This window comes from Caballeronia sp. LZ003, from assembly GCF_031451465.1.
Taxonomy (GTDB): domain Bacteria; phylum Pseudomonadota; class Gammaproteobacteria; order Burkholderiales; family Burkholderiaceae; genus Caballeronia.
This window is the reverse complement of sequence record NZ_JARUXJ010000004.1, coordinates 67,341-93,175: the sequence shown is the minus strand read 5'-3', so window position 1 is coordinate 93,175 and position 25,835 is coordinate 67,341. Positions and strand designations below refer to the sequence as shown.

General features: G+C 63.2%; 19 protein-coding genes. 8 read left to right on the top strand and 11 right to left on the bottom strand.

Features of this window, described 5'->3' with window-relative positions:
* Window position 1 precedes the first annotated feature (1 nt).
* A complete protein-coding gene (locus tag QCE79_RS24500; RefSeq protein WP_244828854.1) occupies window positions 2-838 on the bottom strand; it encodes a protein-glutamate O-methyltransferase CheR in 837 nt (278 codons plus the stop codon).
* Window positions 839-868: 30 nt separating this feature from the next.
* Entirely contained in the window at window positions 869-4,027 is a 3,159-nt protein-coding gene (locus QCE79_RS24495; RefSeq protein WP_250510435.1) for a response regulator, read from the bottom strand.
* 173 nt (window positions 4,028-4,200) lie between these two features.
* Between QCE79_RS24495 and hpnA the strand changes: the two genes are divergently transcribed.
* The 3 genes from hpnA to QCE79_RS24480 all read left to right on the top strand — a co-directional run bounded on the left by hpnA (window position 4,201) and on the right by QCE79_RS24480 (window position 8,398).
* Window positions 4,201-5,211 (top strand): hopanoid-associated sugar epimerase, encoded by a 1,011-nt coding sequence (gene hpnA, locus QCE79_RS24490; RefSeq protein ID WP_309848339.1) that lies wholly within the window; start codon window positions 4,201-4,203, stop codon window positions 5,209-5,211.
* Window positions 5,212-5,433: 222 nt separating this feature from the next.
* Window positions 5,434-7,686 (top strand): NADP-dependent isocitrate dehydrogenase, encoded by a 2,253-nt coding sequence (locus tag QCE79_RS24485; protein WP_250467572.1) that lies wholly within the window; start codon window positions 5,434-5,436, stop codon window positions 7,684-7,686.
* Between the two features lie 196 nt (window positions 7,687-7,882).
* Window positions 7,883-8,398, top strand: a complete 516-nt coding sequence (locus QCE79_RS24480) for a hypothetical protein (protein ID WP_309848338.1) — start codon at window positions 7,883-7,885, stop codon at window positions 8,396-8,398.
* Between the two features lie 16 nt (window positions 8,399-8,414).
* Here QCE79_RS24480 and QCE79_RS24475 read toward each other — a convergent pair whose 3' ends face one another.
* Window positions 8,415-9,617, bottom strand: coding sequence for a glycosyltransferase (locus QCE79_RS24475; protein ID WP_309848337.1), 1,203 nt, complete (start codon window positions 9,615-9,617; stop codon window positions 8,415-8,417).
* A 463-nt stretch (window positions 9,618-10,080) separates the two neighbouring features.
* Between QCE79_RS24475 and ispH the strand changes: the two genes are divergently transcribed.
* The gene (ispH, locus tag QCE79_RS24470) at window positions 10,081-11,052 is read left to right on the top strand and encodes a 4-hydroxy-3-methylbut-2-enyl diphosphate reductase (RefSeq protein ID WP_250510437.1); all 972 of its coding nucleotides are present in this window, start codon (window positions 10,081-10,083) and stop codon (window positions 11,050-11,052) included.
* Between the two features lie 13 nt (window positions 11,053-11,065).
* Window positions 11,066-12,220: an adenosyl-hopene transferase HpnH gene (gene hpnH, locus QCE79_RS24465; RefSeq protein WP_309848336.1), complete on the top strand. Its 1,155-nt coding sequence runs from the start codon at window positions 11,066-11,068 to the stop codon at window positions 12,218-12,220.
* 64 nt (window positions 12,221-12,284) lie between these two features.
* Here the strand turns inward: hpnH and QCE79_RS24460 are convergent, their stop codons facing one another.
* The 3 genes from QCE79_RS24460 to QCE79_RS24450 form a co-directional block, all read right to left on the bottom strand.
* Window positions 12,285-12,680 carry a type II toxin-antitoxin system VapC family toxin gene (locus tag QCE79_RS24460; protein ID WP_309848335.1) on the bottom strand — a complete coding sequence of 132 codons (396 nt, stop codon included), beginning with the start codon at window positions 12,678-12,680 and terminating at the stop codon, window positions 12,285-12,287.
* A complete protein-coding gene (locus tag QCE79_RS24455) occupies window positions 12,677-12,916 on the bottom strand; it encodes a type II toxin-antitoxin system Phd/YefM family antitoxin (RefSeq protein ID WP_404989436.1) in 240 nt (79 codons plus the stop codon). The genes QCE79_RS24460 and QCE79_RS24455 overlap by 4 nt, the downstream gene beginning before the upstream one ends.
* A 170-nt stretch (window positions 12,917-13,086) precedes the next feature.
* The gene (locus tag QCE79_RS24450) at window positions 13,087-13,701 is read right to left on the bottom strand and encodes a phospholipid-binding protein MlaC (RefSeq protein WP_250492951.1); all 615 of its coding nucleotides are present in this window, start codon (window positions 13,699-13,701) and stop codon (window positions 13,087-13,089) included.
* Between the two features lie 255 nt (window positions 13,702-13,956).
* On the opposite strand from QCE79_RS24450, the gene QCE79_RS24445 reads away from it, so the two are divergent.
* Together QCE79_RS24445 and QCE79_RS24440 are read left to right on the top strand one after the other, a co-directional pair.
* Window positions 13,957-16,617, top strand: coding sequence for an MMPL family transporter (locus QCE79_RS24445; RefSeq protein WP_309848333.1), 2,661 nt, complete (start codon window positions 13,957-13,959; stop codon window positions 16,615-16,617).
* Complete coding sequence (locus tag QCE79_RS24440) at window positions 16,614-17,564, top strand: VacJ family lipoprotein (RefSeq protein ID WP_244828864.1); 951 nt, start codon at window positions 16,614-16,616, stop codon at window positions 17,562-17,564. Before QCE79_RS24445 ends, QCE79_RS24440 begins: the two co-directional genes overlap by 4 nt.
* 70 nt (window positions 17,565-17,634) lie before the next feature.
* On the opposite strand, the gene QCE79_RS24435 is transcribed toward QCE79_RS24440, so the two are convergent.
* The 5 genes from QCE79_RS24435 to hpnD form a co-directional block, all read right to left on the bottom strand.
* Entirely contained in the window at window positions 17,635-18,105 is a 471-nt protein-coding gene (locus QCE79_RS24435) for an acyl-CoA thioesterase (RefSeq protein WP_250467579.1), read from the bottom strand.
* 121 nt (window positions 18,106-18,226) lie between these two features.
* Window positions 18,227-18,883 (bottom strand): phosphorylase, encoded by a 657-nt coding sequence (locus tag QCE79_RS24430; RefSeq protein ID WP_309850527.1) that lies wholly within the window; start codon window positions 18,881-18,883, stop codon window positions 18,227-18,229.
* A 74-nt stretch (window positions 18,884-18,957) separates the two neighbouring features.
* Complete coding sequence (shc, locus tag QCE79_RS24425; protein WP_309848332.1) at window positions 18,958-20,937, bottom strand: squalene--hopene cyclase; 1,980 nt, start codon at window positions 20,935-20,937, stop codon at window positions 18,958-18,960.
* The gene (gene hpnE / locus QCE79_RS24420) at window positions 20,937-22,214 is read right to left on the bottom strand and encodes a hydroxysqualene dehydroxylase HpnE (RefSeq protein WP_309848331.1); all 1,278 of its coding nucleotides are present in this window, start codon (window positions 22,212-22,214) and stop codon (window positions 20,937-20,939) included. Before hpnE ends, shc begins: the two co-directional genes overlap by 1 nt.
* Entirely contained in the window at window positions 22,214-23,062 is an 849-nt protein-coding gene (gene hpnD / locus QCE79_RS24415; RefSeq protein WP_244828868.1) for a presqualene diphosphate synthase HpnD, read from the bottom strand. The genes hpnE and hpnD overlap by 1 nt, the downstream gene beginning before the upstream one ends.
* 484 nt (window positions 23,063-23,546) lie before the next feature.
* On the opposite strand from hpnD, the gene QCE79_RS24410 reads away from it, so the two are divergent.
* The gene (locus QCE79_RS24410; protein ID WP_250492956.1) at window positions 23,547-25,790 is read left to right on the top strand and encodes a hybrid sensor histidine kinase/response regulator; all 2,244 of its coding nucleotides are present in this window, start codon (window positions 23,547-23,549) and stop codon (window positions 25,788-25,790) included.
* Window positions 25,791-25,835: the final 45 nt, after the last annotated feature.

Sequence of the window (25,835 nt, the reverse complement as noted above, 5' to 3'; positions counted from 1 at the left end):
GCTACACCTTCTGATAAAGCCGCTCGCGCGGATTGAAGTCGGCGAACTGGTCCGCATGCTTCGAAAAACGCAGGCTCTCCTTGCTGCCGAGTCCGAGAAAGCCGCGCCGCACGAGCGACTCGCTGAACAGGCCGAGCGCGCGGTCCTGCAACGCGCGGTCGAAATAGATCAGCACGTTGCGGCACGAGACGAGATGCGCTTCTAGAAACACGCTGTCCGTGGCGAGGCTGTGGTCCGCGAACACCACACGCGACTTGAGCGTCTGCGAGAATTTCGCCGCGCCATAGGCCGCGTGATAGTAGTCGGAGAGCGAACGCTTGCCACCCGCCGCGAGGTAGTTCTGGCTGAACCCCGCCATGCGATCCAGCGAATAGATGCCGTTTTCCGCTATACGCAAGGCTTCCGCGTTGATGTCGGTCGCGTAGAACACGGTGCGCTCGGCGAGCCGTTCCTCGGCGAACAGCACCGCGAGCGACCACAGTTCCTCGCCGCTGCTGCATCCCGCGACCCATACCTTGATCGAAGGATAAGTCTGCAGAATCGGCACGATCGTCTCGCGAATCGCACGAAAATACTGCGGGTCGCGGAACATCTCGCTCACCTGCACGGTGAGGTACTGGAATAGCCTGCCGAAGAGCGACGGGTCGCGCAGAATGCGCTCCTGCAATTGCGAGAGCGTCGCGCATTCGAGATCGCGCACTGCCTGGCCGAGCCTGCGCCGCAGCGAACTCACCGAATAGTGCCGGAAGTCGTGCTGATACTTGAGGTAGATGGCCTCCAGAATCAGCTTCAGTTCGATATCGAACGTGGCTTCTTCGTCGTGCATGCTTTCGTTCATCAAGTGGGCCGTCTGATCTGACATCTCACGTCAACGCTGCCGCAACCAGACGCGGCACAGCGATACGAGCTTATCGACATCGATGGGTTTGGATATGTAGTCGTCCGCACCCGCCTCGAGACATTTCTGGCGATCGCTCTGCATGGCCTTCGCCGTCAGCGCGATGATCGGCAGCCGCGCGTGCTCATGCTGCTTGCGAATCTCGGTCATGGCGGTGAGGCCGTCCATCTCGGGCATCATCACGTCCATCAGAACGAGGTCAATCTCGTTGGGACGCGCGAGCGCTTCGAGCGCCTCGCGGCCGTTGCGCGCGATCTCCAGCGTGGCGCCGAGCGGCTCGATCACGCGCGACAGCGCGAAGATATTGCGCACGTCGTCTTCGGCGAGCAGGATCGTGCGGCCTTCGAACACGTCGTCGCGCTGACGCGCCGCGCGCAGCATGCGTTGCTGCTCGGGCGGCAACGCGCTTTCCACGCTATGCAAAAAGAGCGTCACTTCATCGAGCAGACGCTCCGGCGACTTCGCACCCTTGATGATGATCGATTTCGAATAACGGCGCAGGCGCTGCTCTTCCTCTTGCGAGAGCATGCGGCCCGTGTAGACGATCACTGGCGGCGAGCCGTGTCCGCTGCTCGTCGAAACGCGTTCGAGCAGTTCGTAGCCGGAACCGTCGGGCAGCGCCAGGTCCATCACGACGCAATCGAACGCGGCGCTTTTCATCTCGTCGAGTGCTTCGGCGATGGAGCCCGCTTCCACGATTCCCACGGTTTCGCTCGCGAGCAACGCATGAATGCTCTGACGTAAGGCCGGATCGTCCTCGACCACGAGCACGCGCCGCATGCCTTGCGACGAGCGCGCTTCGAGCTTGAGGATGGCCTGCGCGAGATCGTCGCGTGCGCTCGGTTTGAGCGTGTAGCCGATTGCGCCGAGATGCAGCGCGACATCGGCGTGATCCGTCGCGGAGACGATGTGGATCGGGATATGACGCGTGAGCGGATCGTGTTTCAGCCATTCGAGCACGGTGAGGCCCGACTGGTCCGGCAAGCCGATGTCGAGCAGGATGCCATTGGGTTGCAGCGAACGCGCCAGTTCCACGCCTTGCGTGGCGCTTGCCGCATGCACGCAATCGAAATCGAGTTCGTGCGCGAGATCGTAGAGGATATGCGCGAAAGGCTGATCGTCCTCGATGACGAGGATCACGCGCCCCGGCCGCTTGCGGTCCGCGCGGTCGTCGGCGATACCTTTTGGCTCGGGCATCGACGCCTGCGGAGGTTGCGGCGCCGGGCGTTCTTGCGGAGCCGGCGAAGGCGCGACCGGCACCAAGGCAGGATCGCGCACGGCGGCGGGCTCGGGCTCGCGCATATGTCCGATGGTGTCGAGCTTCGCGGTGACGGTGCCTTCGCGCGTGGCGATCGGCAGCGTCACCGAGAACACGCTGCCTTTGCCGACTTCGCTCGATACGCCGACCGAGCCGCCGAGCAAACGCGAGAATTCGCGCGAGATCGAAAGGCCGAGTCCGCTGCCGCCGTATCGACGGCTCGTGGTGCCGTCCGCCTGCTGGAACGCCTGGAAGATCAGGTCTTGCTTGTCGCGCGCAATGCCGATGCCCGTGTCGCGAACCTCGAACCGCAGTGCCTGTTCGTTCGCGCGTTCCACCGCGATCGTCACGCTGCCGCGCTCGGTGAACTTGAACGCGTTGGACAGCAGATTGCGCAGCACCTGCAAGAGCCGCTGGTTGTCGGTGACGAAATACTCCGGCACGTTCTCGCCATGCACGGTGAAGAACTCGAGCCCCTTGCTGGCCGCGACCGGCGCGAAGGATTGCTTGAGCGCTTGCAGAATCGAATCGACGGAAGCGGGCGCGAACTGCACATCCATCTGGCCCGCTTCGACTTTCGAGAGATCGAGAATGTCGTTGATGAGCGAAAGCAGATCGCTGTTCGACGAGTGGATGGTCGCCGCGTAGCGCACCTGCTCGTCGGAGAGATTGCCTTGCTTGTTGTCCTGCAGGAGCTTGGCGAGGATCAGCGAACTATTGAGCGGCGTGCGCAATTCATGCGACATGTTCGCCAGGAACTCCGACTTGTACTGGCTCGCGCGCTCCATCTGCAACGCGTTCGCGGTCAGTTCCTGCTGCGCCTGAAGCAGTTCGGCCTTCTGCCGTTCTAGATTCTGCGAATGCTCTTCGAGCTGCACATTGGTCTGTTCGAGTTCGGCCTGCTGCTGTTCTAGCCGCGCCTGCGAGTCCTGCAGGGCGCGGCCGCGTTCCTCGAGTTCTTCGTTCGAGACGCGCAATTCTTCCTGCTGCACCTGCAATTCCTCGCTCTGACGCTGTGTCTCTTCGAGCAGTTCGACGAGCCTCACGCGATACCGCGCCGAGCGCAACGCCATGCCCATCGCTTCCGATGCCATTTCGAGCAGCTCGCGGCTGTCGTTGAAGCGTCCTTCGTCGCCGACAAAGCCGAGCTCGACGACGCCCATCACTTCGCCATCGGCCATGACGGGCGCGACTACTACGCTCGACGCGGCAACCGTGCCCAGCGCGGAGCCGGCTTTCAGATAGTGCGCGGACGCATCGCGCATTTGCAGGATACGCTTGTCCTCGACCGCCTGACCCGCGAGCCCGACGCCGCGCGCAATGCGGCGCGGCGCGCTGTCTTCGTCGGGAAGCGCCCAGCCGGCGACGCGCGTGAGCGTATCGGCTTCGAACGTATAAACCACGCCGACTTTTGCGTTGACATACGGAACGAGCGAACGAAGCATGCTGACGCCGATCGAAGCCGGAGACTGTTCGCCGCGCAATTGCAGGCTCATCTGCATGATGCCCTGCTGCAGCCACGTGGTCCGTTGTACCGCGAGCCGCGATTTGATATACAGGTGCGCCACCGCCGACACCACGAGCAACACGAAAATGCCCATCGCGCGATTGAGTTGCAGGACTTCGTGGTTTGCGGTGGGTTCAGCGTTGGAGAAGACGTAGCCGCCGATCATCAGCACCGAAGACGCGCCCGCGACGATAATCGGCGCAGGCGGCTTGTCGAGCCACATGCACAACACGACCGGCAGCACGTAAAACACCCAGATCGCGAGACGCGTGGGCGTGAGCAAGTCGATGGCGAACACGACGGCAAGCGCGATCGCAATGGCAAGGTAAATCCACGAGGCGTGGCTTCGAGTGTCTTGGGGCATCGTTGACCAGGATGTTCATGTTTTGCAAAAGCGCCTACAAAGCAGGCAGGTCCGGACCATAGCACGACCCGCAAGCCCTTGTCATATCTGGCTTTGCGGGTTCTTGACGCATCCATTGTCGCGCGGCACTTGTTACGAAAAAACGGCCGCGCAAATGTAAGGGCGAGGTAAGAATGACTGAATTTTCCGGCTCACGCGTGCTTGTCACGGGAGCCTCCGGTTTCGTGGGTTCGGCGGTTGCGCGGCTCGCGATCGAGCGCGGTTTCAAGGTGCGCGTGCTGGTCCGCGCCACGAGTCCGCGCAAGAACGTCGAAGCGCTCGATGCCGAGATCGTCGTCGGAGACATGCGCGACGAAGCCTCGATGCGCGCCGCGCTGAAGGGCGTGCGCTATCTGTTCCATGTGGCCGCCGATTACCGAATCTGGGCGCCGGACCCGGGCGAAATCGAGCGCGCGAACCTGCAGGGCACCGAGGCGACCATGCGCGCGGCGCTGGCCGAAGGTGTGGAGCGCATCGTCTACACGAGCAGCGTGGCGACGCTCAAGGTCACGAGTTCGGGCGCAATCTCGGATGAGACGAAGCCGTCGGACACGGCGAGCACCATTGGCGCGTACAAGCGCAGCAAGGTGATGGCGGAGCGCGCCGTCGAGCGCATGGTCGCGAACGACGCGTTACCGGCGGTGATCGTGAATCCTTCGACGCCCATCGGTCCGCGCGATGTGCGGCCGACGCCTACCGGGCGCATCATCGTCGAAGCGGCGACAGGGAAGATTCCCGCTTTCGTCGATACGGGCCTGAATCTCGTCCATGTCGATGATGTCGCCAACGGCCACTTTCTTGCGCTCGAACGCGGCAAGATCGGTGAACGTTATATTTTGGGGGGCGAGAATCTGCCATTGCAGCAGATGCTCGCGGACATCGCCGGATTCGTCGGGAGGAAGCCACCGACCATCAAGCTGCCGCGCGGGCCGCTTTATCCGCTCGCCGTGGGCGCGGAGATGTTCGCCAAATTCAGCGGCAAGGAGCCGTTCGTGACGGTGGACGCACTGCGCATGTCGAAGAACAAGATGTACTTCACGTCGGCAAAGGCGGAGCGGGAACTAGGCTACAGCGCGCGGCCGTATCGCGAAGGACTCAAGGACGCGCTCGACTGGTTCCGTGCGAACGGCTATCTGGGCAGTTGACAGTGCAACGTTCCGCATTGCGAGATTGGCTCAACTCTTCTATAAGACCCAAAAATCTCCAAGTTATTGATTTGAAATGAAAATGCTTCGATTTACGCCCGCGCGGCGACCAGCTTTCACACGCGCGCCCCTCAAAATCATGCAAAATAGCGGATTCACGGCCGGAAGGGTGAATGCAGCCGGCGCTTTTTTCCAACCTGTTCTGCGAAGTCGAGACAAGCGATGAGTAATCAGCAACCCACTATCATCTACACCCTGACCGACGAAGCTCCGCTGCTCGCAACCAGCGCCTTTCTGCCGATCGTCCGCACTTTCATCGCGCCGGCCGGCGTCAATGTCGAAACGAGCGACATCTCGGTCGCCGCGCGTATCCTCGGCGAGTTTCCCGAGTTTCTGAGCGAAGAACAGCGCGTGCCGGATAACCTCGCCGAACTCGGCAAGCTCACGCAGTTCGAAGACACCAACATCATCAAGCTGCCGAACATCAGCGCGTCGCTGCATCAGCTGATCAGCGCGATCAAGGAATTGCAGTCGAAGGGCTACAAGCTGCCCGACTATCCCGAAGAGCCGAAGAACGACGAAGAGAAGGCCATTCGTCAGCGCTACTCCAAGTGCCTCGGCTCGGCCGTGAACCCGGTGCTGCGCGAAGGCAACTCGGACCGCCGCGCGCCGCTCGCGGTCAAGAACTTTGCGAAGAAGCATCCGCACAGCATGGGCGAATGGAGCATGGCGTCGCGTACGCACGTCGCGCACATGAAGCATGGCGACTTCTATCACGGCGAAAAGTCCATCACCAACGACCAGGCTCGTGAAGTGCGCATGGAACTCGTCACGAAGCGCGGCGAAACCATCGTGTTGAAGCCGAAGGTCAAGCTGCAGGAAGGCGAGATCGTCGACAGCATGTTCATGAGCAAGAACGCGCTCGTGGCGTTCTACGAAGACCAGATGGAAGACGCGCACAAGACGGGCGTCATGCTTTCGCTGCACGTGAAGGCGACCATGATGAAGGTTTCGCACCCCATCGTGTTCGGTCATGCGGTCAAGGTGTTCTATAAAGACGCGTTCGCCAAGCACGCGAAGCTCTTCGAGGAACTCGGCGTCAACGTGAACAACGGCTTGGTCGATCTCTACTCGAAAATCGACACGCTGCCGGAATCGCAGCGCGATGAAGTCATCCGCGACCTGCACGCCTGTCATGAACATCGCCCGGCGCTCGCCATGGTCGATTCCGCTAAAGGCATCTCGAACCTGCACGCACCGAACGACGTGATCGTCGACGCGTCCATGCCCGCCATGATCCGCGCGGGCGGCAAGATGTGGGGCGCCGACGGCCGTCCGCAAGACACCAAGTGTCTGATCCCGGAAAGCACGTTCGCGCGCATCTATCAGGAAATCATCAACTTCTGCAAGACCAATGGCGCGTTCGATCCGCGCACCATGGGCACGGTGCCGAACGTCGGCCTGATGGCGCAGAAGGCCGAAGAATACGGCTCGCACGACAAGACTTTCGAGATCAGCGAAGCCGGCACGGCGCGTATCGTCGATAACGCGACCAACGAAGTGCTCGATTCGCTCACGCAGGAAGTCGAGCAAGGCGACATCTGGCGCATGTGTCTCGTGAAAGACGCGCCCATCCGCGACTGGGTCAAGCTCGCCGTCACGCGCGTGAAGAACTCGGGCACACCGGCCGTGTTCTGGCTCGACCCGTACCGTCCGCACGAAAACGAGCTCATCAAGAAGGTCGAGACGTATCTCAAGGACCATGACACCACGGGCCTCGACATCCAGATCATGTCGCAGGTGCGCGCCATGCGTTACACGCTCGAACGCGTGATCCGCGGCATGGACACGATCTCGGTGACGGGCAACATCCTGCGCGACTACCTGACCGACCTGTTCCCGATCATGGAACTCGGCACCAGCGCGAAGATGCTCTCCATCGTTCCGCTGATGGCGGGCGGCGGCCTGTACGAAACCGGCGCGGGCGGCTCGGCGCCGAAGCATGTCAAGCAACTGGTCGAAGAAAACCATTTGCGCTGGGATTCGCTCGGCGAGTTTCTGGCGCTGGCGGTATCGCTGGAAGAACTCGGCATCAAGAACGACAACGCGCGCGCGAAACTCGTCGCGAAGGCGCTGGATGCCGCCACCGGCAAGCTGCTCGACAACAACAAGAGCCCGTCGCCGAAGACCGGTCAGCTTGACAATCGCGGCAGCCAGTTCTATCTGGCCATGTACTGGGCGCAGGAACTCGCGAACCAGTCGGAAGACCGCGCACTCGCCGAACTGTTCGCGCCGCTCGCGAAGCAACTAGGCGACAACGAGCAGAAGATCATCGACGAACTCAACGCCGTGCAGGGCAATGCGGCGGATATCGGCGGGTACTATCAGCCGGACCCGGCCAAGCTCGAAACGGTGATGCGTCCGAGCAAGACACTCAACGCAGCACTGACCGAAGCACAGGCACGCGCGAAGTAAAGTAGTCGGCGCCGTCTCGAAAGGCGTCTTCCGGAGCAATCCGGAAGACGCCTTTTTCTTTGCGGCGGGGAACGGCGAAGCGCTTCATCGGCAGCCGTTTCCAAGCATTTCGTTACAACGTGTGCCCGGTGGCTCCTGACGGAGAAGGTAAAATCACGGTCTCGCTGCCAGCATCGAAAGACACAGATACCTTCGCATGAATCTACATGACCAGCTCGGCGCGCTGGAGTCGAGCCTCGACACGCTCCTCCAGTCCGCTACTTCTCCAGACGACCAACCCGCTCCGCTGCCCATGCGCGTGACGAGCGCCGAGCCCGTCGCGCCCGCTGCGGAACCCACGCCGCTCGGCGCCGAAGCCGAGCGCGAACAAGCCGCAAGACCTGCGGAAAAGCCTACGCTGACCGTCTCGCGCCCCGACCGCGATGCAATCGAAATGACGATCGCCGGCCAATCGGTGCTGCTGAGTCCCGAAGGCGTGTCGGAGCTGATCGAGGAATTGGCGAACGTGCGTGCATCGATGACGCCGGATCAGCCTGGCGGCATCGCGCCCGGCTGGCGTTTCGCGGCAACGAAAAACCCGCTGATGGCCGTGCAGAAGCACGCAAACGGGGATCGACTGCTCATCATGCGTCACGGCGGACACGGCTGGGTGCCGTTCACGTTTTCGCCGCACGCCGTCGTCGAGATGTATGCCCTTCTGACGAAGAAGTAACGCGCGTTTAAGTCGGTCAGGAGCCTTCCTGCGTCGGCGCCTGCACGCGCGCCTTCCACTGACCGCCCTTGCCGCTCCAGTAACGCACGGCCGAGCCGATCGTCGCGCTCACGTAGAACAGCGCCACCAGCGGCAGGAACGGCGCCCACAGCAGCGAACGCCGGTAGTAGCGCAGCATCGGCCCATACGCAATGCACATGAGCGCCCACGCCGCGCAGGCGGGCCAGGCACGCGCGCCCATCGTGAGCGCCAACAACGGCGGCGCGAGATAGATCACCACCATGCCCAGCACCGTACCCGCGAGCAGAAGCGGCGAGTAGCGCAACTGCGTGAACGCGGTGCGCGCGATCATGTTCCAGATTTCGCGCCAGTGATCGTACGGACGCAGCGACTCGCTCGATTCGGCCAGATCGAGCCGAATGGGCCGCGCGCCGTTGCGCCCCGCGCGATGCTTGATGCGCGCGGCAAGACTGCAATCGTCGATGAGTTCCTGCCGGATCGACTCGATACCGCCTGCCTCCACCAGCGCCGAACGGCGCACCAGCATGCAGCCGCCGGCCGCACCCGAGGTCATTTTCCGCACGTCGTTGACCCACGCGAACGGATACAACTTCGCGAAGAAGAACACGAACGCTGGAATCAGCGCCTTCTCCCACGGCGAGTCGCAGCGCAGCCGCACCATCAGCGAGACGAGATCGCGGTCTTCTAAAATCGTGCGCGCGACGAGTTGCGTGGCGGCATCGGCCGGATGGTAGATGTCGGCATCGGTAAGCAGAAGGAATTCGGCGGGCAGGCCGAGCGAATCGATAGCACCGATGCCCTGCGACTGCGCCCATACCTTGCCCGACCAGCCAGGCGGCAACGGTTGCGCGGTGAGCACGGTCAGACGGTCATCGAGCCCGAGATCGCGGGCGGCGGCGAGTGCGGCGGCGGCGGTGCCGTCGGTGCTGTGATCGTCCACGACGATCACGTGGAACGCGCCCGCGTAGTCTTGCCTGAGTAGCGAGCCGACCGCGCGGCCGATCACGTCGGCCTCGTTACGCGCGGGCACCACGGCCACGAGCGCCGGCCACGCGCCGCGACGGGCAATTTCGGCTTGGCCGACCGCGTGCACGGTCGTCGCGGAAAGCGCGGGTGCGGGCTGGGCGCGCCAGAAGCCGCCACGGGCGAACAGCAACACGATCCAGATCAGAAATGACAGCCAGGCGATCAGTAGCATGAGATGAAAGTCGAAGGCGGCAGCTCGGACGACCGAGTGCGCTTGCGTTGAATCAGGTCGGATCAGGGATTGCAGCGGGCCGGGGCGTTGCGCCAAAAATACACGAAGGAATAACGCGCGGGGCACGCAAACAAGGCGCAAACGACGCAATCGCACCGTGGCGAGCGAGCGCCCCGCCCGGAGCACCCGACAGTTTAATGGGATATGCCGGTCGCCGTATTGCCGCGTGCCGCAAGGCTCAGCCGGAACGTATGCGACAAGCACCCATAAAGGGAACGAGTTAGAATACGCGGTCATCTTCGGCATGCAGACCGAACCCGGCACGTCGTTTTTTCCGGTCTGCATTCCGGGCTCGCCACGCCGCCCGTTTGCGGCATGGCCGGCACGATAATGTGGTCCCATGGAACGCGCGAGCATCGCGCCGCCTGATCCGAAACCCGCGCCAGTCGGAGTTCGTTCGAATATGCGTATCATCCTTGCTCAACCCCGCGGCTTTTGTGCGGGCGTGGTTCGCGCGATCGAAATCGTCGATCGGGCGCTGGAACGGCATGGCGCACCGGTGTATGTGCGTCACGAGATCGTTCACAACCGTCATGTCGTAGACAATCTGCGCGGCAAGGGCGCACGTTTCGTCGAGGAGCTCGACGAGGTGCCACACGGCGCGGTCGCCATTTTCAGCGCGCACGGCGTCGCGAAGAAGGTGGAGAAAGACGCGCTGTCACGCGGGCTCGACGTGCTGGACGCCACTTGCCCGCTCGTCACCAAAGTTCACGTGCAGGGCCGGCAGTATGTCTCGCAAGGCCGTACACTCATTCTGATCGGCCACGCGGGGCATCCGGAAGTGGAAGGCACCATCGGGCAGATTCCGGGCAAGGTCGTGCTGGTGCAAAGCGAGGCGGAAGTGGAAACGCTAGCTTTGCCTGTCAATGCCCCGGTCGCCTATGTCACGCAGACCACGCTTTCGGTGGATGACACACGCGGCATCATCGACGCCTTGCAGCGCCGTTTCACCGATATCGTGGGTCCGGACACGCGCGACATTTGTTATGCCACGCAGAATCGCCAAGCCGCCGTGCGCGAGTTGAGCACTCAGGTCGATGTCTTGCTCGTAGTAGGCGCCACGAACAGTTCCAATTCGAACCGGCTGCGCGAGATCGGCGCGGAAACCGGCGTGCCGAGTTATCTCGTCGCCGATGGTTCGGAAGTCAAGGCCGAATGGTTTGCAAAGGCGCAGACTGTCGGCATCACCGCGGGTGCTTCGGCGCCCGAGGAAATGGTCAAACATGTGATCGATGCCCTGCGCGCGTTCGGCCACGTCGAAGTCACGACGATGGAAGGCCGCGAGGAAAAGGTCGAATTCAAACTCCCCGCGAAGCTGTTGCAACCGCTCGCCGCCCTGGCGACCACGGCAGCGACGGCCACCCGCGAAGAATAAGGAGAGCAAGCAATTGTCTATTCCGCTGCTTCAGAAAGTCCGCGTTGGCGCCTATATCTTTCGCCAGCATTTTTCGCGCAACAAGCGCTACCCGCTTGCACTGATGCTCGAACCGCTGTTCCGCTGCAATCTGGCGTGTAACGGCTGCGGCAAGATCGACTATCCAGATCCCATTCTCAACCAGCGTCTGTCGCTGGAAGAGTGCCTGGGCGCGGTCGACGAGTGCAACGCGCCGGTCGTTTCCATCGCGGGCGGCGAGCCGCTCTTGCACAAGGAGATGCCGCAGGTCGTGAAGGGCATCATCGCGCGCAAGAAGTTCGTGTATCTCTGCACGAACGCGCTGTTGATGGAAAAGAAGATGGACGATTACGAGCCGAGCCCGTACTTCGTCTGGTCCGTTCACCTCGATGGCGACCAGCAGGCGCACGATCACTCGGTATCGCAAGACGGCGTCTACGACAAGGCCGTAAAGGCGATCAAGGAAGCGAAGCGGCGCGGTTTCCGCGTGAACATCAATTGCACGCTGTTCAACGACGCCGATCCCGATCGCGTCGCCAAGTTCTTCGATACGCTCGGTCCGATGGGCGTGGACGGCATCACGGTGTCGCCCGGCTATGCTTATGAACGCGCGCCGGATCAGCAGCACTTCCTGAACCGCGACAAGACCAAGACGTTGTTCCGCGAGATTTTCAAGCGCGGCAACAACGGCAAGAATTGGTCCTTCAGCCAGTCGGCCATGTTCCTGGACTTCCTCGCGGGCAACCAGACGTATCAGTGCACGCCGTGGGGCAACCCGGCGCGCACGGTGTTTGGCTGGCAGCGTCCGTGCTATCTGCTCGGTGAAGGTTACGCGAAGACCTTCAAGGAACTGATGGAAACCACCGAGTGGGAAAAGTACGGCACGGGCAACTACGAGAAGTGTGCTGACTGCATGGTGCATAGCGGCTTCGAAGCCACCGCCGTGATGGATACCGTGGCGCATCCGCTAAAGGCGCTTGGTGTGTCAATGCGCGGCCCGCGTACGGAAGGCGCGTACGCGAAGGATCTGCCGATCGACAAGCAGCGTCCGGCCGAGTACGTGTTCTCGAAGCACGTCGAGATCAAGCTGGAAGAGATCGGGCGGATGTCGAAGGGCAAGGGATCGAAGGCACCCGCCGCGGCGCATTAATGGCCGAGGGTGGTGTTGATGGAAGGGCGGATGACTCTGGTTGTCCGCCCTTCTTGTTTTCGGGTTACCAAATGGTCTTGACGTGTTGATAGTCGCGAATTCTCCGGTCCTTCGTGACCAGAGGTGCAGAAAGCGAACGCGCCGTCGCCACGATCATGCGGTCTGCCGGATCTTTGTGGAACTCGCCCGGCAAATCGGCGGATTTGACTGCGATGTTTCGGTCCACGGGGACGAAGCGCACGCCTTCTATTCGACTCACTTTGTCGAGCCAGTCGCCAACGTCCGCGGAGAGGACAACCCGGCCTCGCTTCACCAACATCGCGATTTCCCATGCGGTCATGGTCGAGATCACAATCTCCCCACCTTCCTCCAATTCTTGCTCGATCGCTGCCCGAGCTTGCTTGCCGAGCGCCGCTCCGCTCACCCACCACAGCAACGTGTGCGTGTCCAGCACGATCATTCCAGCGCCTCCCAGTCGTCCTCGCCGACGGGCTCCATGGGGTCGTCATAACGCAACACGCTTCCGCGCAATTCCTCCAGCGGCGTGAGGGATGAGTTGTCGTAGCGCCGCACTTCGAGCACGGGCTTGCCATGGTCTGTCACGATCATATGTTCTCCTGTCGATTCCACGAGACGAAAGTATTCCAACGCTTTCGCCTTGAACTCGGATTTCGAAACTCGCTTGACAGTCATGATAATGCCCCTGGTCACGTAACGATAGTCATTTTAGACTCGGCCAAATGGTATAGGAAAACGGGACAAGCGCGTCATAAACAAAAAAACGCGACGGCTCATCACCGTCGCGTTTCTTATTACATGAGTCTGGCTGGTGCAGGTGGCGTCGCAGGCGCTATTGCGCCTCCATGTCACCCCGCCGAGCGCGAATTGTGCTCCGACAGATACTTGATCAGCCCATCGACACCGTCTTTCTGCAGTTGCCCCGCGAATTGTTGCTGATAGACCTGGATGAGCCACGCGCCCATCATGTCGATGTCGTAGATTTTCCAGCCTTGCGCCGTCTTACCCAATCTGTAACGCACCGGATTGTCGCCGCCAGTCGAAACGACGTGCGATTCGACCACGACGTCGCGCGCGTTCGCATCGGCCTTGGGCGACTCGAAGCTAAACTTGACGTCCTGATCGCGTAATTGCGACAACGAAGCCGCGTAGGTCCGCACAAGCAACGTCTGGAACTGATCGTAAAGCTGTTTCTGCTGCTCGGGCGTGGCGCTGGCCCATGCCTTGCCGACCGCTATGCGCGTCGTGCGCTGGAAGTCGGTGGCGGGCAAAAAGCGCGTTTGCACGAGTTGTGTGATCTTCGCCATGTCGCCGCCGCGCGCTTGCGGGTCGGCCTTCATCGCGTCGACGGTGCCTTCGACAGCAGCCTTGACGACGGCGTCGGGGCTAGTTTGCGCGAAAACCTCGCCGGACAGGCCGAGGGCAAGGAGAAATGCGAAGCAAATGGACAGATAGCGTTTCATGGCACCCGTTCTCTGAATGAGTTCTGAGGTTGGAATTGGTATGGGGACGGCGCAATACCCGGTAACGCCGATGCAGCCGGCACGCGTCGAGCCAGTATATCGACACGCGGGGGCATCGACAGTTCAAGACGCATGGCGCGTTCGTGCCCGGCATCGACCGGTATACTTGCGCGGCATCGCCGGACGCCGGCGCGCATCATCTCGCCGGCAGCACGCGGCCCGCAAAAATAACAGGACACACCAGGTAGCGTCTTCATGCTGACGTCCAACATTACTCGCTTCGTCACCATCGCCATACGCCGTCCGGCGTGGATTATCGCCATTTCGCTGCTGCTCGGCGTGCTGAGCACGATTTATGTCGTCCATCACTTCAAGATCAGCACCGATGTCAGCCAACTCATCGAGAACGAGCCGGAGTGGGCCGCGCGCAGCAAGGCAATCGACGCCGCGTTTCCGCAGCGCGGCGCCACGCTACTGATCGTCGTCGAAGCCGCGGCCCCCGAATTCGCCGATGCCGCCGCGAACGAACTCGCCGCCGCGCTCAAGCAGGAGCCGGCGCGCTTCAAGTCGGTGTCGCAACCTTCAGGCGGCGATTTCTTCGAGCACAACGGCCTTTTGTACTTACCCGCCGCCAAGGTCGATGAAGTCACGAAGCAGCTCGTGCAGGCGCGTCCGCTCATCAACACGCTCGCGCACGACCCGACACTCACCGGCCTCGCGCAGACGCTGAATACCACGCTCAATGTGCCGCTGCTGACAGGCCAGATCAATCTCGGCCAGATGGCCAGCTTGCTCGGCAAGAGCGCGACCGTGCTCGACGGCGTGCTGGCCAATCAGCCGGTTGCCTTCTCTTGGCGCGACGTGGCGGATTCCGCAAAGAGCACCGGACCGGCGCGCGCGTTCGTCACCGTGTTGCCGGAACTCGATTTCAACGCGCTCAAGGCGGCGGCGGGCTCATCGGACGAAATTCGCGCCGTGGCGGCCAGGCTGAACCTCGACAAGAAGTACGGCGCGACGCTGCATCTGACCGGCGCGCAACCCCTCGCCGACGAAGAATTTGCCTCCGTGGCCGATGGCGCCGAGCTCAACGGCATCCTCACGTTCCTGGTCGTACTGGTCATTCTGTGGGTTGCGTTGCGCTCCAAGCGCATGATTCTTGCGGTGTTCATCACGCTCTTCGTCGGGCTCGCGATCACGGCCGCGCTCGGCCTCATGATGGTCCACGCGCTCAACATGATCTCGGTCGCGTTCATGGTGCTGTTCGTGGGTCTGGGCGTGGACTTCGGCATTCAGTTCGGCGTGAAATACCGCGAGGAACGGCACAAGCACAAGCGGCTCGACGTGGCGCTCGCCGAAACCGCGCGGCATGTGGCCGTGCCGCTGACGCTCGCCGCCACCGCGACTGCCGCGAGCTTCTTCTCCTTTCTGCCGACCGCGTATCGCGGCGTGTCGGAACTCGGGTTGATCGCGGGCGTCGGCATGTTCGTCGCGTATATCACCAACATGACCTTGCTGCCCGCGCTCATCAAGGTGTTTGCGCCGCCGGGCGAAGCAAGCGCGCCGGGCTTTCCGGTGCTCGCCCCCGTCGATGAATTTCTCGACCGGCATCGCAAGCCGGTGCTGATCGGCACGCTCGTCGTCGTGATCGGCGCGTTGCCGCTCCTGTTCCATCTGCACTTCGACTTCAACCCGCTGCATCTGAAAGATCCGCATACGGAGTCGATGGCGACGCTCGCCTCGCTCAAGGATTCACCCGAGGGCGCGGTCAACGATGTCGCGGTGCTCGCGCCTTCGCTAGCGGAAGCGGATCGCATCGCGGCGAAGCTCCAGAAGCTGCCGGAAGTGGATCGCGCGACCACGTTGTCGTCGCTGATTCCGGCCGATCAGCCGGCAAAGCTCGCGCTCATCAAGGCTGCCGCCGATCAGTTGCTGCCGGCGCTGAACCAGCCGGTGGCATCGCCCGTGACGGATGAAGTGCGCGTCGCCACGCTCAAGCGTGTCGCGGGTGCGCTGTCGCTCGCGGCCGACGATCACCCCGGCGCGGGCGCGGCCGAAGCGCAGCATCTCTCCGCCACGCTCAAGAAGCTCGCCGCCGCCGATGCCGCCACGCGCGATCGCGCCGACCACGCGATGGCCGAGCCATTGCGCCTCGCGCTCGGCCAGTTGCGCGCGCTGTTGCAGCCGGTCGAGATCACGCGCGCCACCTTGCCGCCGCAAACGGTCGAGACGTGGGTTACGCCGAGTGGTCAGGCGCTCGTCGATGTCTCGCCGAAAGTGCCGCCGGGCGCCGATCCGAACGACGACACCCTGCTCGCCCGTTTCGCAGATGCCGTGCGCCACGCCGAGCCGAACGCCATAGGCGGCCCGATCTCCGTGCGCCATTCGGCCGAGACGATCATCAAGGCGTTCCAGCAGGCGGCAATCTACTCGCTGATCGCTATCACCGTGTTGTTGTGGATCGCCTTGCGCCGTTTGGGCGATGTTTTACGAACTTTGGTACCGTTGCTCGTCTCCGCGATCGTCACGCTGGAACTGTGCGTCGTCTTCAGGATGCCGCTCAACTTTGCGAACATCATCGCGTTGCCGCTCATGCTGGGCGTCGGCGTGGCGTTCAAGATCTATTTCGTGATGGCGTGGCGCTCCGGCCAGACGCGCTTGCTGCAATCGAGTCTCACGCATGCCGTGATGTTCAGCGCGGCAACGACCGCAACCGCGTTCGGCAGTCTGTGGTTTTCGCATCACCCCGGCACATCCAGCATGGGGCGGCTGCTCGCGCTGTCGCTTTTGTGCACGCTGATCGGCGCCGTGGTATTTCAGCCGGTATTGATGGGCAAGCCCCGCCGTGTACGCGCAGCCGATCGGGCGAAGCTGCGCGCGAGCCAGCGGCACGACAACCTAAGAGGAATCGAAGAATGAGAACGGCTTTAGCCGCTGGTGCGCATCGCAAGCTGGCCACGAGTGTGGTGATTGCGAGCGCGCTTTTGGTCGCGGGATGCGCGACCGGACCGGACCGCAATCCGCGCGATCCGCTCGAACCGATGAACCGCACGATCTTCAAATTCAACGACACGCTCGATACCTACGTCGCGAAGCCGGTCGCGCAGTTCTACGTGGACTACACGCCGAGCCCGTTCCGCACGGCTGTCAGCAACTTCTTTTCAAATATCGGCGACTTCAGCAACTTCGCCAACAACCTGCTGCAACTGAAGATCACGGACGCCACGCAGGATTTGATGCGGATCGCCATCAACTCGGTGTTCGGTCTTGGCGGTTTGATCGACATTGCATCGCCGGCCGGTTTGCCCAAGCATCATCAGGACTTCGGTTTGACACTCGGACACTACGGCGTGCCGTCCGGTCCGTATCTCGTGATTCCACTGCTCGGCCCGAGCTCGTTCCGGGACTCGACGACGTGGCTCGTCGACTGGCGCGTGAACCCGATCAGCTACGCGGATAACGAAATCCGCTGGCCGCTGTACGGCATCAATTTCGTGAGCGCGCGGGCCGATCTGATCGGCGCGACGGATCTTCTTTCGCAGGCCGCGCTCGACAAATACGCCTTCGTGCGCGATGCCTACACGCAGCGCCGGCAGTACTTGTTGACGGGCGGCGGGACGGCGACGTTGCCCGATTATGGCGATGAAGGCGCATCCGCTCCCGATGCCGCGAGCGCGCCGGGCGTTCCTGGCGCGACGGGCGGCGGCAGCGCGGCGCAAGGTCTGCCGAATTACGCCGATCCGGGCGCGGCCGCCGCGCCAGCGGGCGGAATGGGCGGCAAGTCGCCAGCGCCGGCGGAAACCACGCCGTCGAGTTCGAGCAAGGATCAAGACGTGCCGCAGTACGAAGATCCGGGCGCAAAGTAAGCCTGTGTTGCCAAGGCTTTTCTCAGCTTCAAAATGAAACGGGCGCTTTGCAGCGCCCGTTTCAATTGCCTCAGTGCGTTTCTTCCGCGGCTTCCTGCATGTAGTCATCGCTCGATGCCTTCGGTGCTTCCACCACGCGCTGGTCGCGTCGATATGCTTCGAACAACTCGTCCGCATAGCGAATCGCCGTGCGGCCATGCGGCGCCGGGTCGCCTTGCGCGTCGAGGTTCACGAACACCATTTTCTCGACCGTGAGAATGCTCTTGCGCGTGATCTTGTTGCGCACTTCGGCGCGCAGCGTGATCGAGGTGCGGCCGAAATGCGTCGCCGTGATTCCCAGTTCGATGATGTCGCCCTGCCGCGCCGACGTCAGAAAATTAATCTCCGACATGAACTTGGTCACGACGCGCTGATTGCCCAGTTGCGAGATGGCATAGATCGCGGCTTCCTCGTCGATCCAGCGCAGCAGGCTGCCGCCGAACAAGGTGCCGTTCGGATTCAGGTCTTCGGGCTTGACCCATTTGCGAGTGTGAAAATTCATTTGCGCTTCCTTTTCTGCTGACCCCGCGCGCGTGACTGACCGCACGCAGTTTTGTTAGGGTTTTCCCGGATTATACGCAGATGCGGGTTAACCCGCAGAAAGCAAGCGGCACGTTACGCGGTCAATCGAACGTTAGTGCATGCGCGGTTTCAAGCGCGTGACGCGCTTGTACGAGCGATGTTCGCGCGGCGCGGGCATCGGCGGCAAGACGCAGCATGGCGCCGAGTTGCGCGGGCTGACGCGCCAGTTCTCGCAGTATCGGACCGATGGCCGTGGTGCCGTCATCGCGCAAACCAGCCGTGGCCGCGGGCGGCAGCGTGCGCCATGCCGGATCGACAATCGCGCGGCACACGGCGAAGGGCAGACCGCGCGCAAGGGCAATCGCCCCGGCGATATGCGATTCCATATCCACCGCGAGCGCGCCCGTCGACGAATGCAACGAGCGTTTCTCCGCTTCGCTCTTGACCGGCGCGGCGACGCCGGCCATGACGCCGCGCCGCGTGAGGCGCTGTAGCGGAGTGCCCGCGAAGGCATCGACGATACGCGCGGACCAGGCGTCGTCGGTACGCAATTCGCCGAAGGGTCCGCACACGCTGTTGGCCACGACGAGCGCGCCTGGCTCCAGATCGGGCGCGAGTCCGCCCGCTGTTCCGAAGCTGATGACACCCGTGCAGCCGCGCGAAATGGCGTCCGACAACGCGCGCTCCAGCCAGTCCGAGCGCGCCGCGAACACGACTTCCACGCCGCGTCCGCGCACGATCTTCGCCTCGAACGCCATGCCGGTCACGGCAATGACCGGCAAGCCGCCCGCCGCGTGGCGCAATGCGTGGAGCGAGCGCGCGTCGGGCGCGTTCACACGGCCGCCGTCACGCGCGTCAGGCCTTCACGCGTCATGTTGCGATATCGCGCGAGCGCCCATAGCGGAAAGAACTTGCGATAGCCGTGGTAGCGCAGATAAAACACGCGCGGAAAACCCGTCGCGGTGAAGCGCGTCTCGTCCCACAAACCGTGGCTTTGCTGCGTGCGAACGAGATAGTCGATACCGCGCGCCACCGCCGGGTGCTCGATCTGGCCCGCGGCCATCAGCCCGAGCACGGCCCACGCCGTTTGCGATGCCGTACTCGGCGCCTGTTCGTATCCGCGATAGTCGAGCTTGTAGCTTTCGCCGCCCTCGCCCCAGCCGCCGTCCGCGTTCTGAATGCGAATGAGCCATTCCGCGCCGCGCTTAACGCGCGAGTCGGTAGGCGCCGCGCCGGCCGCGTTCAGCGCGCACAACGCCGACCAGGTGCCGTAGATGTAGTTCATGCCCCAGCGGCCATACCAGCTTCCGTCGCGCTCCTGGTCCCTCACGATGTAGTCGTACGCGCGCCGCGCCGGTTCGCTGTTGGCGGGCGTTTCGCCGAGTTGCGCGAGCATGGAAAGGCAGCGCGCGGAGACATCGACGGTAGGTGGATCGAGCAACGCGCCGTGGTCCGAAAACGGGATGTTATTCAGATAGAACTGCGTGTTTTCCGGTTCGAACGCGCCCCAGCCGCCGTCGCTGCTTTGCATGCCGACGACCCATTCGCGTCCGCGCGAGATCGCTTCGGCGTAAATGGCCGAGCCGTTTTCGCGGTCCGCGCGTTCCATGGCCATGGCGACGACGGCGGTGTCGTCGACATCGGGGTAATGCGGGTTGGCGAACTGGAACGCCCAGCCGCCGGGCCGCACGTTCGGCCGGCGTGAAACCCAGTCGCCGCGCGTGTCGAGAATCTGCAGCGGCAAGAGCCATTCGAGACCGCGCCCGACCGCCGCGCGCGCCTTCGGCATGCCGGTTTCGAGCAGCGCATGCGCCACGAGCGACGTATCCCAGACGGGCGATAAACACGGTTGGCAGTACGCCTCGCCGTCCTCGGCTTCTTCGATGACGAGCAACTTGTCGAGCGACTTGCGTGCGATCGCGCGATGCGGATGCTCCGGCGGATACCCGAGCACGTCGTACATCATCACGGAATTGGCCATCGCCGGGAAAATGGCGCCCAGGCCGTCTTCGCCGTTCAGGCGCTCATCGACGAAACGCACCGCTTCCTCGATCGCGCGCTGACGGCCCGCTTTCGGGAACGCGTTGTCGGTTGCGCGCAAAACGGTGTCGACCACGCGGAAAAAGCCGAACCAGCCGCGGCTCTGATGCGGTGCGCGGCTCAGCATGCCGGTATTGACCGGCGCATCCAAGAACAGCTCGTCGATACGCACGCCACGCGGATTCTTCGCCACCGGCCGCTTCGCATTCAACACGAGCAGCGGCACGATGACCGTGCGCGCCCAATACGAGACCTTCGACAGATGGAACGGGAACCACATCGGCAGACGCGTGATTTCGACGGGCATCATCGGCACCGCGCGCCACGACACGACGCCGAAAAGGGCCAGCAAAATGCGCGTGAACACGTTGACCTTTTCCGCGCCGCCAGCGGCGAGAATCGCGCTCCGGGCGCGCTGCATATGCTCCGCGTCGGGCGAATCGCCGATCATCTTCAGCGCGAAATACGCCTTGACGGTGGCGCTGACGTCCATCGCGCCGTCGGTGAAGAGCGGCCAGCCGCCGTCTGCACGCTGGATACGGCGCAGATAGCGGCCGATCTTCGCTTCGAGCGTCGGATTCGCTTCCTCGCCGAGATAGTGGACGAGCAGCACGTATTCAGCCGGGATGGTTGCGTCGGCTTCGAGTTCGTACAGCCAGTAGCCTTCGGGATGTTGCGCCGCGAGTAGCGCATCGGTGGCTTCGGCGACGGCATGGTCCAGCGCGGCTTTCGATACCGGCGCGCCCACGGCCGACAGGGATAAATCGTTCATCAGCGTTCCATCGATGGGTTCATCAGCACGTCCGCCGCCTTCTGGCCGGAGCGGATCGCGCCCTCGATCGTCGCGGGCAGACCGGTCGCCGTCCAGTCGCCCGCGAGCGTGAAATTGTTCCAGCGCGTGCGCGTCGCGGCCCGCAAGCCTTCCTGCGACGGCACGGCGGCAAATGTTGCGTGCGGGTCGGCCACGACCTGCCAGGGCGGCATGGGCACGGCGGACATCCGCACCGCGCGCGCCACTTCCTGCCAGACCGTGTGCGCGAGTTCGTCGTGCGGCGTCGCGAGCAAGTGATCCGCGGCAGCGATTGTCGCGCTCAGTCTGCCGTCGTTGGCGAATAGCCAATTAGCAGTGCCGTTGACGAGACAGGTGATCGGCCCGAGATCGGACGGCGCATCGACCGCGAAATGCACGGTGACGATGGCGCGAAACTCGTCCGGCGCGACGAGATCCGGCACGAGGCGGCGCGCGGTTTCGGACGGCGTGGCGAGCACGAGACCATCGCCCGGTGCGAGCACGACCGGCTCGGCGCGATCTTCGAAAGCGATGGAGCTTACCCGTTCCTGCGAATCCGTGCCCGAAAAGGCGATACCCGCCACGCGCGCGCCCAGCCGGATGTCCGCGCCGCCGTACTGCAAAAGCCGCAGCGCGGGTTCGACGAAAGCATGCGCAAGCCCGTTACGCGCGATGAGCGGCCGGCATGCCTGTCCGCCCGCCGCGACCGTCTCGCGCAACAGATTGGCGGCAAGCGCCGCGCTGGCTTCGGCGGGCTCGGTGTTGAGCATGGCGTGCAAGAGCGGGCGCACGAGCGCGTCCCACACGGGGCCCTTGGCGCGCATCGTTTCCCCGACGGTGCGGCCCGGCTTCGCAAAGAAGAGCGGCAGCAGCGCGAAGTAGTCGGCGGGCTGCGTGTCTGGCGTGCGGGCGTTGGCGTCGAAAATCCAGCGCGGCAGGCGTCCCGGCGACATGCGAATGGTCCACGCCGCGCCATTGGCAAAATCGAAGAAAGGGTAGTCGGGCTGGCTCGGGCCGATGAGCGTATCGGCGGAACCGATCGCACGCAAAAAGCCCAACGCCGCATGGTTGCCCGACAGCAGCAGATGATTGCCGTTGTCGATGGTCGCGCCGAGTTTCACGTCGAAATAGGAACGGCAGCGTCCGCCCGCATGCGCCGCCGCCTCGTGAAGCACGACGCGCGCGCCGCGCCGTTGCGCCTGAACTGCTGCGGCAAGGCCCGCTAGGCCCGCGCCGACGACGTGTACCAGCCGTGACATCAGAGAAGATTGCGCGCGACGATCCACAGCAGCCGCGCACGCGGCGTGCGCACGCGCGTGCGCGGCAGGTCGAAGCCGCGTTTCAGATTGGCGTCGAGCACGGCGTGATACGCCGCCGACATGATGCGCGGCGCGCGCACTTCGTGGCGCGGCGAAGCGGCCATGATCGTGTCCGACTGCGCGTAATGCCCTTTGGCGCGTTCGGCGATGACGGCGCACACGCGCGGCAGGCGCGCATCGGCGACGATACTCGCCGCGTCGCTCGTCGAGATGCCTTCGCGCGCGAGCAGTTCGCGCGGCAGGTAGACGCGGCCGATGCCCGCGTCTTCGTCGATATCGCGCAGGATGTTCGTCAGCTGCAGCGCGCGGCCAAGATGGTGTGCAAGCCGTCGCCCGGCGTCCTCATGCATCCCGAAGATTCTCACCGATAGCCGGCCCACCGCGCTTGCCACGCGGTCGCAATAGAGGTCGAGCGTGGCTTCGTCGGGCGCGACGATGTCGCATGCGGCGTCCATGGCCATGCCGTCGATGACAGCGTGGAAGTCGTCGCGGGAGAGCTGGAAAGCCTGGATGTGACGCGTGAGCGGTTCGAGCGATTTTCGCGGCGCGCCGGCATAGCACGCGTCGATGTCTTCGCGCCAGCGGTCGAGCGCGATTGCGCGTTCGCGGCGCGGCAAGTTGCCTTCGTCGGCGATATCGTCGACCGCGCGGCAAAAAGCGTAGATCTGATACATCGCGTCCCGCTGGTCGGCGGGCAGGATGCGCATCGCGAGATAAAACGAGCTGCCGGATGACGCCTTCGCGGCATCGGGAGCAGATTCGTCAGCGATGGTGTGGGAAACGGCCAAGACGGACTCCGCGAGTTCTTTCGCTATCGCGCCCCGAGGGCGAATTGTTGGATGACGCCAGCCTCGACGATTCCGGGTGCGCGCGGAACGGCTTGGCGCTGAGTGGATCGAGTCGATGAATGCCGGCGGGCCGGTGGCAAGTACGCCGGAAGCGGCAAAGAGTATAACAATTCTTTGGCCATCGAGCCTGCGCCTTGACCGGCGTGGGCTTTCAGCGGCGTGGCTTTCAGCGGCGTGACTTGCACGCGTGACTCGAGCGCTTGCATGCGGCGGCATCGTATTTACCTGCATACCCTCCACTCTGGTAATGTCGCTAGTCCTGCGCGTACGCACGTTCTAAACCCAAATCGGCATTCTTCGTGCTTGCCCGAACCGGGTTACTCCACAGCCCAATCCGTTCAAGTGCTTTGGAACACTGTGAACGAAGCGTTCAACGCTTCGAACGACACGCGCGCGCGTAAAGTTTTCCACTTCGCTGCCAAATATGACGCTGCAACGTGAGGAGTCCGACGCCGATCCTGCCGCCGAACAGAGGCAGGATGAACCGCCATTCCCCGTGGTTCCCGAGCGCAACTTCGCCGCACAACGCCTGACGCTTTATGCGTTGCTCGTCGCCGCCATTCTGCTGCCCTGCATTTACGTGGCAGTCACCGCATACACCGACTATCACGACCGCGAGGCGCTCGCCGCCGAAACCGTCGCCCGCAATGCACGCGTCGCCGAAGAGCACGCGCTCAAGGTCTTCGATCTCAACGTCACGCTGAACGAACGCATCGTCGATCTGCTCGATGGACTCGACGACGAACCGATCCGCCGCGACAGTCGTCTCATCCACGACCGTCTCAAGATGATGAGCAACAACTATCAGCAAGTCGCTGCCGTTTCGGTGTTTGGCGCCGACGGCAAGCTGCTCGTGACGAGCCGCACCTGGCCGACGCCCGATGTGTCCGTCGCGACGCGCGAGGACTTCGGTGGCATGCGCGACGACCGCAGCATCGAACAGATTTCGCGCGTGATGCTCGGGCGCGTGGCGGGCGAACAGGTCTTCAACACGGCGGTCGTGCGACGCACCGACAAGGGCAAGTTCAACGGCATCGTGTCGATTGCGCTGCGTCCTGCTTATTTCAACGCGTTCTATCGCGAACTCCTCGGCGACAGTCCAACCGTTTCGCTCGGCCTTGCACGCAGCGATGGCGAAGTGCTCGCGTGGTATCCGCAACGGCCGCCCGACCGCATGGCGCTCGCGGCCAGTTCGCCCTTGCGCGAGGCATATCGCGCGGGACGACGCAGCGGCGTCGTGGAGATGATGTCCGGGCTCGACAACGAGCTGAAGATCGTCGCGTTCCGCAGGGTCGGCGGCTATCCGGTCTATGTGTCGAGCGGCTATCCGATCTCCACGTTATGGGCCGAGTGGTATCGGCATTTGAGCGTGCTCGCGTTGTCGATTTTCGCGCCTTGCATCGTGCTGTGGGGCGTCATCGGACAATCGCTGCGGCGTCTCGCCATCGAGGAAGAAGCGTGGGAACGCTGGCAAGCCGAAGCGTCGATGCGGCGCTCGATCGAATCTGCCTACCGGCAGGCGCGCAAGATGGAAGCGCTCGGCAATCTCGTTGGCAGCGTGGCGCACGACTTCAACAATCTGCTGATGATCGTCTCGACCAACGTGCAGATCGCGCGACGGCGCGGCGCGCCCGGTCTTGAACGTGAACTCTCCGCGATGGAACGCGCGCTCAAGAGCGGACAGTCGCTCACGCGGCAATTGCTCGGCGTGGCGCGCAAGCAGCCATTGCGCAGCGAAACCATTGCCATCGGCAAATGGGTGCCGGCGGGGCGCGAACTGCTGCGCGCGTCGCTTGGCGCGAAGGTCGCGCTCCACGTCGAAGTGACCGCGGATGTCTGGCCCGTGCGCGTCGACCCCGCCGAGCTGGAGCTTGCGCTCATCAACGTCGCGGTCAACGCGCGCGACGCGATGCCAAGCGGCGGCACGTTCACCGTGCGCGCCGACAACGTGCGCTTCCGTCACGAAGACGGCTTTCCGATCACCGGCGATTTCGTTCAGGTCACGCTGGAAGACACGGGCTTCGGCATGAGTTCCGAAGTATTGGGCCGCGCATTCGAGCCGCTTTTCACGACCAAGCCGAAAGGCATGGGCACCGGTCTCGGCTTGCCGCAGGTGTTTGCGTTTTGCGAGCGCGCGGGCGGACTCGCGACCATCGACAGCGCAATCGGCGCGGGCACGGCGGTGCGTCTTTATCTGCCGCGCGCGGCGGCTGAGGCCGAGGCCAACGCGGCGGTAAAAGACGAACCCGCCGTGGTCAAGGAGACCGAAGGCTTGCGCGTGTTGCTCGTCGAAGACAACGAGGAAGTGGCCGCCGGCACGGAGGCGCTGCTCGCCATGATGGGTCATCACGTGAGCTACGTATTCAACGCCGATACCGCCGTCACCGTGCTCGAAGGCGCGCGCGAAGCGTCCGAATTTCCCTTCGATGTGGTGCTCTCCGACATCCACATGCCGGGCAAGATGAGCGGCATCGACCTCGCGGAAATGCTGCAACGCTTCGAGCCGCGCATCCCTGTGATTCTCGTCACGGGTTATGCGGAAGAACTGGACCGCGCCCGTCACGTCGATGCGCGCGTGCTGTCTAAACCATTCGATATCGCGCTGCTCGACGCCTTGCTGCACGAGATTCGCGAACGTCTCAACGAAGCTCGGGCAATCGGCCGCTGATCTGCTTTTTGTACCAGTTTTGTAAAAGCGCCTTGCGTGATCCAT

What these genes read in the sequence shown, in the direction of transcription:
- QCE79_RS24475 (WP_309848337.1), bottom strand. Translation starts at nt 9,617, where the DNA reads ATGCTACTGATCGCCTGGCTGTCATTTCTGATCTGGATCGTGTTGCTG.
- QCE79_RS24460 (WP_309848335.1), bottom strand. Translation starts at nt 12,680, where the DNA reads ATGATCGTGCTGGACACGCACACGTTGCTGTGGTGGGTGAGCGGAGCG.
- QCE79_RS24440 (WP_244828864.1), top strand. Translation starts at nt 16,614, where the DNA reads ATGAGAACGGCTTTAGCCGCTGGTGCGCATCGCAAGCTGGCCACGAGT.
- QCE79_RS24450 (WP_250492951.1), bottom strand. Translation starts at nt 13,701, where the DNA reads ATGAAACGCTATCTGTCCATTTGCTTCGCATTTCTCCTTGCCCTCGGC.
- QCE79_RS24500 (WP_244828854.1), bottom strand. Translation starts at nt 838, where the DNA reads ATGAACGAAAGCATGCACGACGAAGAAGCCACGTTCGATATCGAACTG.
- ispH (WP_250510437.1), top strand. Translation starts at nt 10,081, where the DNA reads ATGCGTATCATCCTTGCTCAACCCCGCGGCTTTTGTGCGGGCGTGGTT.
- hpnA (WP_309848339.1), top strand. Translation starts at nt 4,201, where the DNA reads ATGACTGAATTTTCCGGCTCACGCGTGCTTGTCACGGGAGCCTCCGGT.
- QCE79_RS24410 (WP_250492956.1), top strand. Translation starts at nt 23,547, where the DNA reads ATGACGCTGCAACGTGAGGAGTCCGACGCCGATCCTGCCGCCGAACAG.
- QCE79_RS24480 (WP_309848338.1), top strand. Translation starts at nt 7,883, where the DNA reads ATGAATCTACATGACCAGCTCGGCGCGCTGGAGTCGAGCCTCGACACG.
- shc (WP_309848332.1), bottom strand. Translation starts at nt 20,937, where the DNA reads ATGAACGATTTATCCCTGTCGGCCGTGGGCGCGCCGGTATCGAAAGCC.
- QCE79_RS24435 (WP_250467579.1), bottom strand. Translation starts at nt 18,105, where the DNA reads ATGAATTTTCACACTCGCAAATGGGTCAAGCCCGAAGACCTGAATCCG.
- QCE79_RS24485 (WP_250467572.1), top strand. Translation starts at nt 5,434, where the DNA reads ATGAGTAATCAGCAACCCACTATCATCTACACCCTGACCGACGAAGCT.
- QCE79_RS24445 (WP_309848333.1), top strand. Translation starts at nt 13,957, where the DNA reads ATGCTGACGTCCAACATTACTCGCTTCGTCACCATCGCCATACGCCGT.
- QCE79_RS24430 (WP_309850527.1), bottom strand. Translation starts at nt 18,883, where the DNA reads ATGGCGTTCGAGGCGAAGATCGTGCGCGGACGCGGCGTGGAAGTCGTG.
- QCE79_RS24495 (WP_250510435.1), bottom strand. Translation starts at nt 4,027, where the DNA reads ATGCCCCAAGACACTCGAAGCCACGCCTCGTGGATTTACCTTGCCATT.
- hpnE (WP_309848331.1), bottom strand. Translation starts at nt 22,214, where the DNA reads ATGTCACGGCTGGTACACGTCGTCGGCGCGGGCCTAGCGGGCCTTGCC.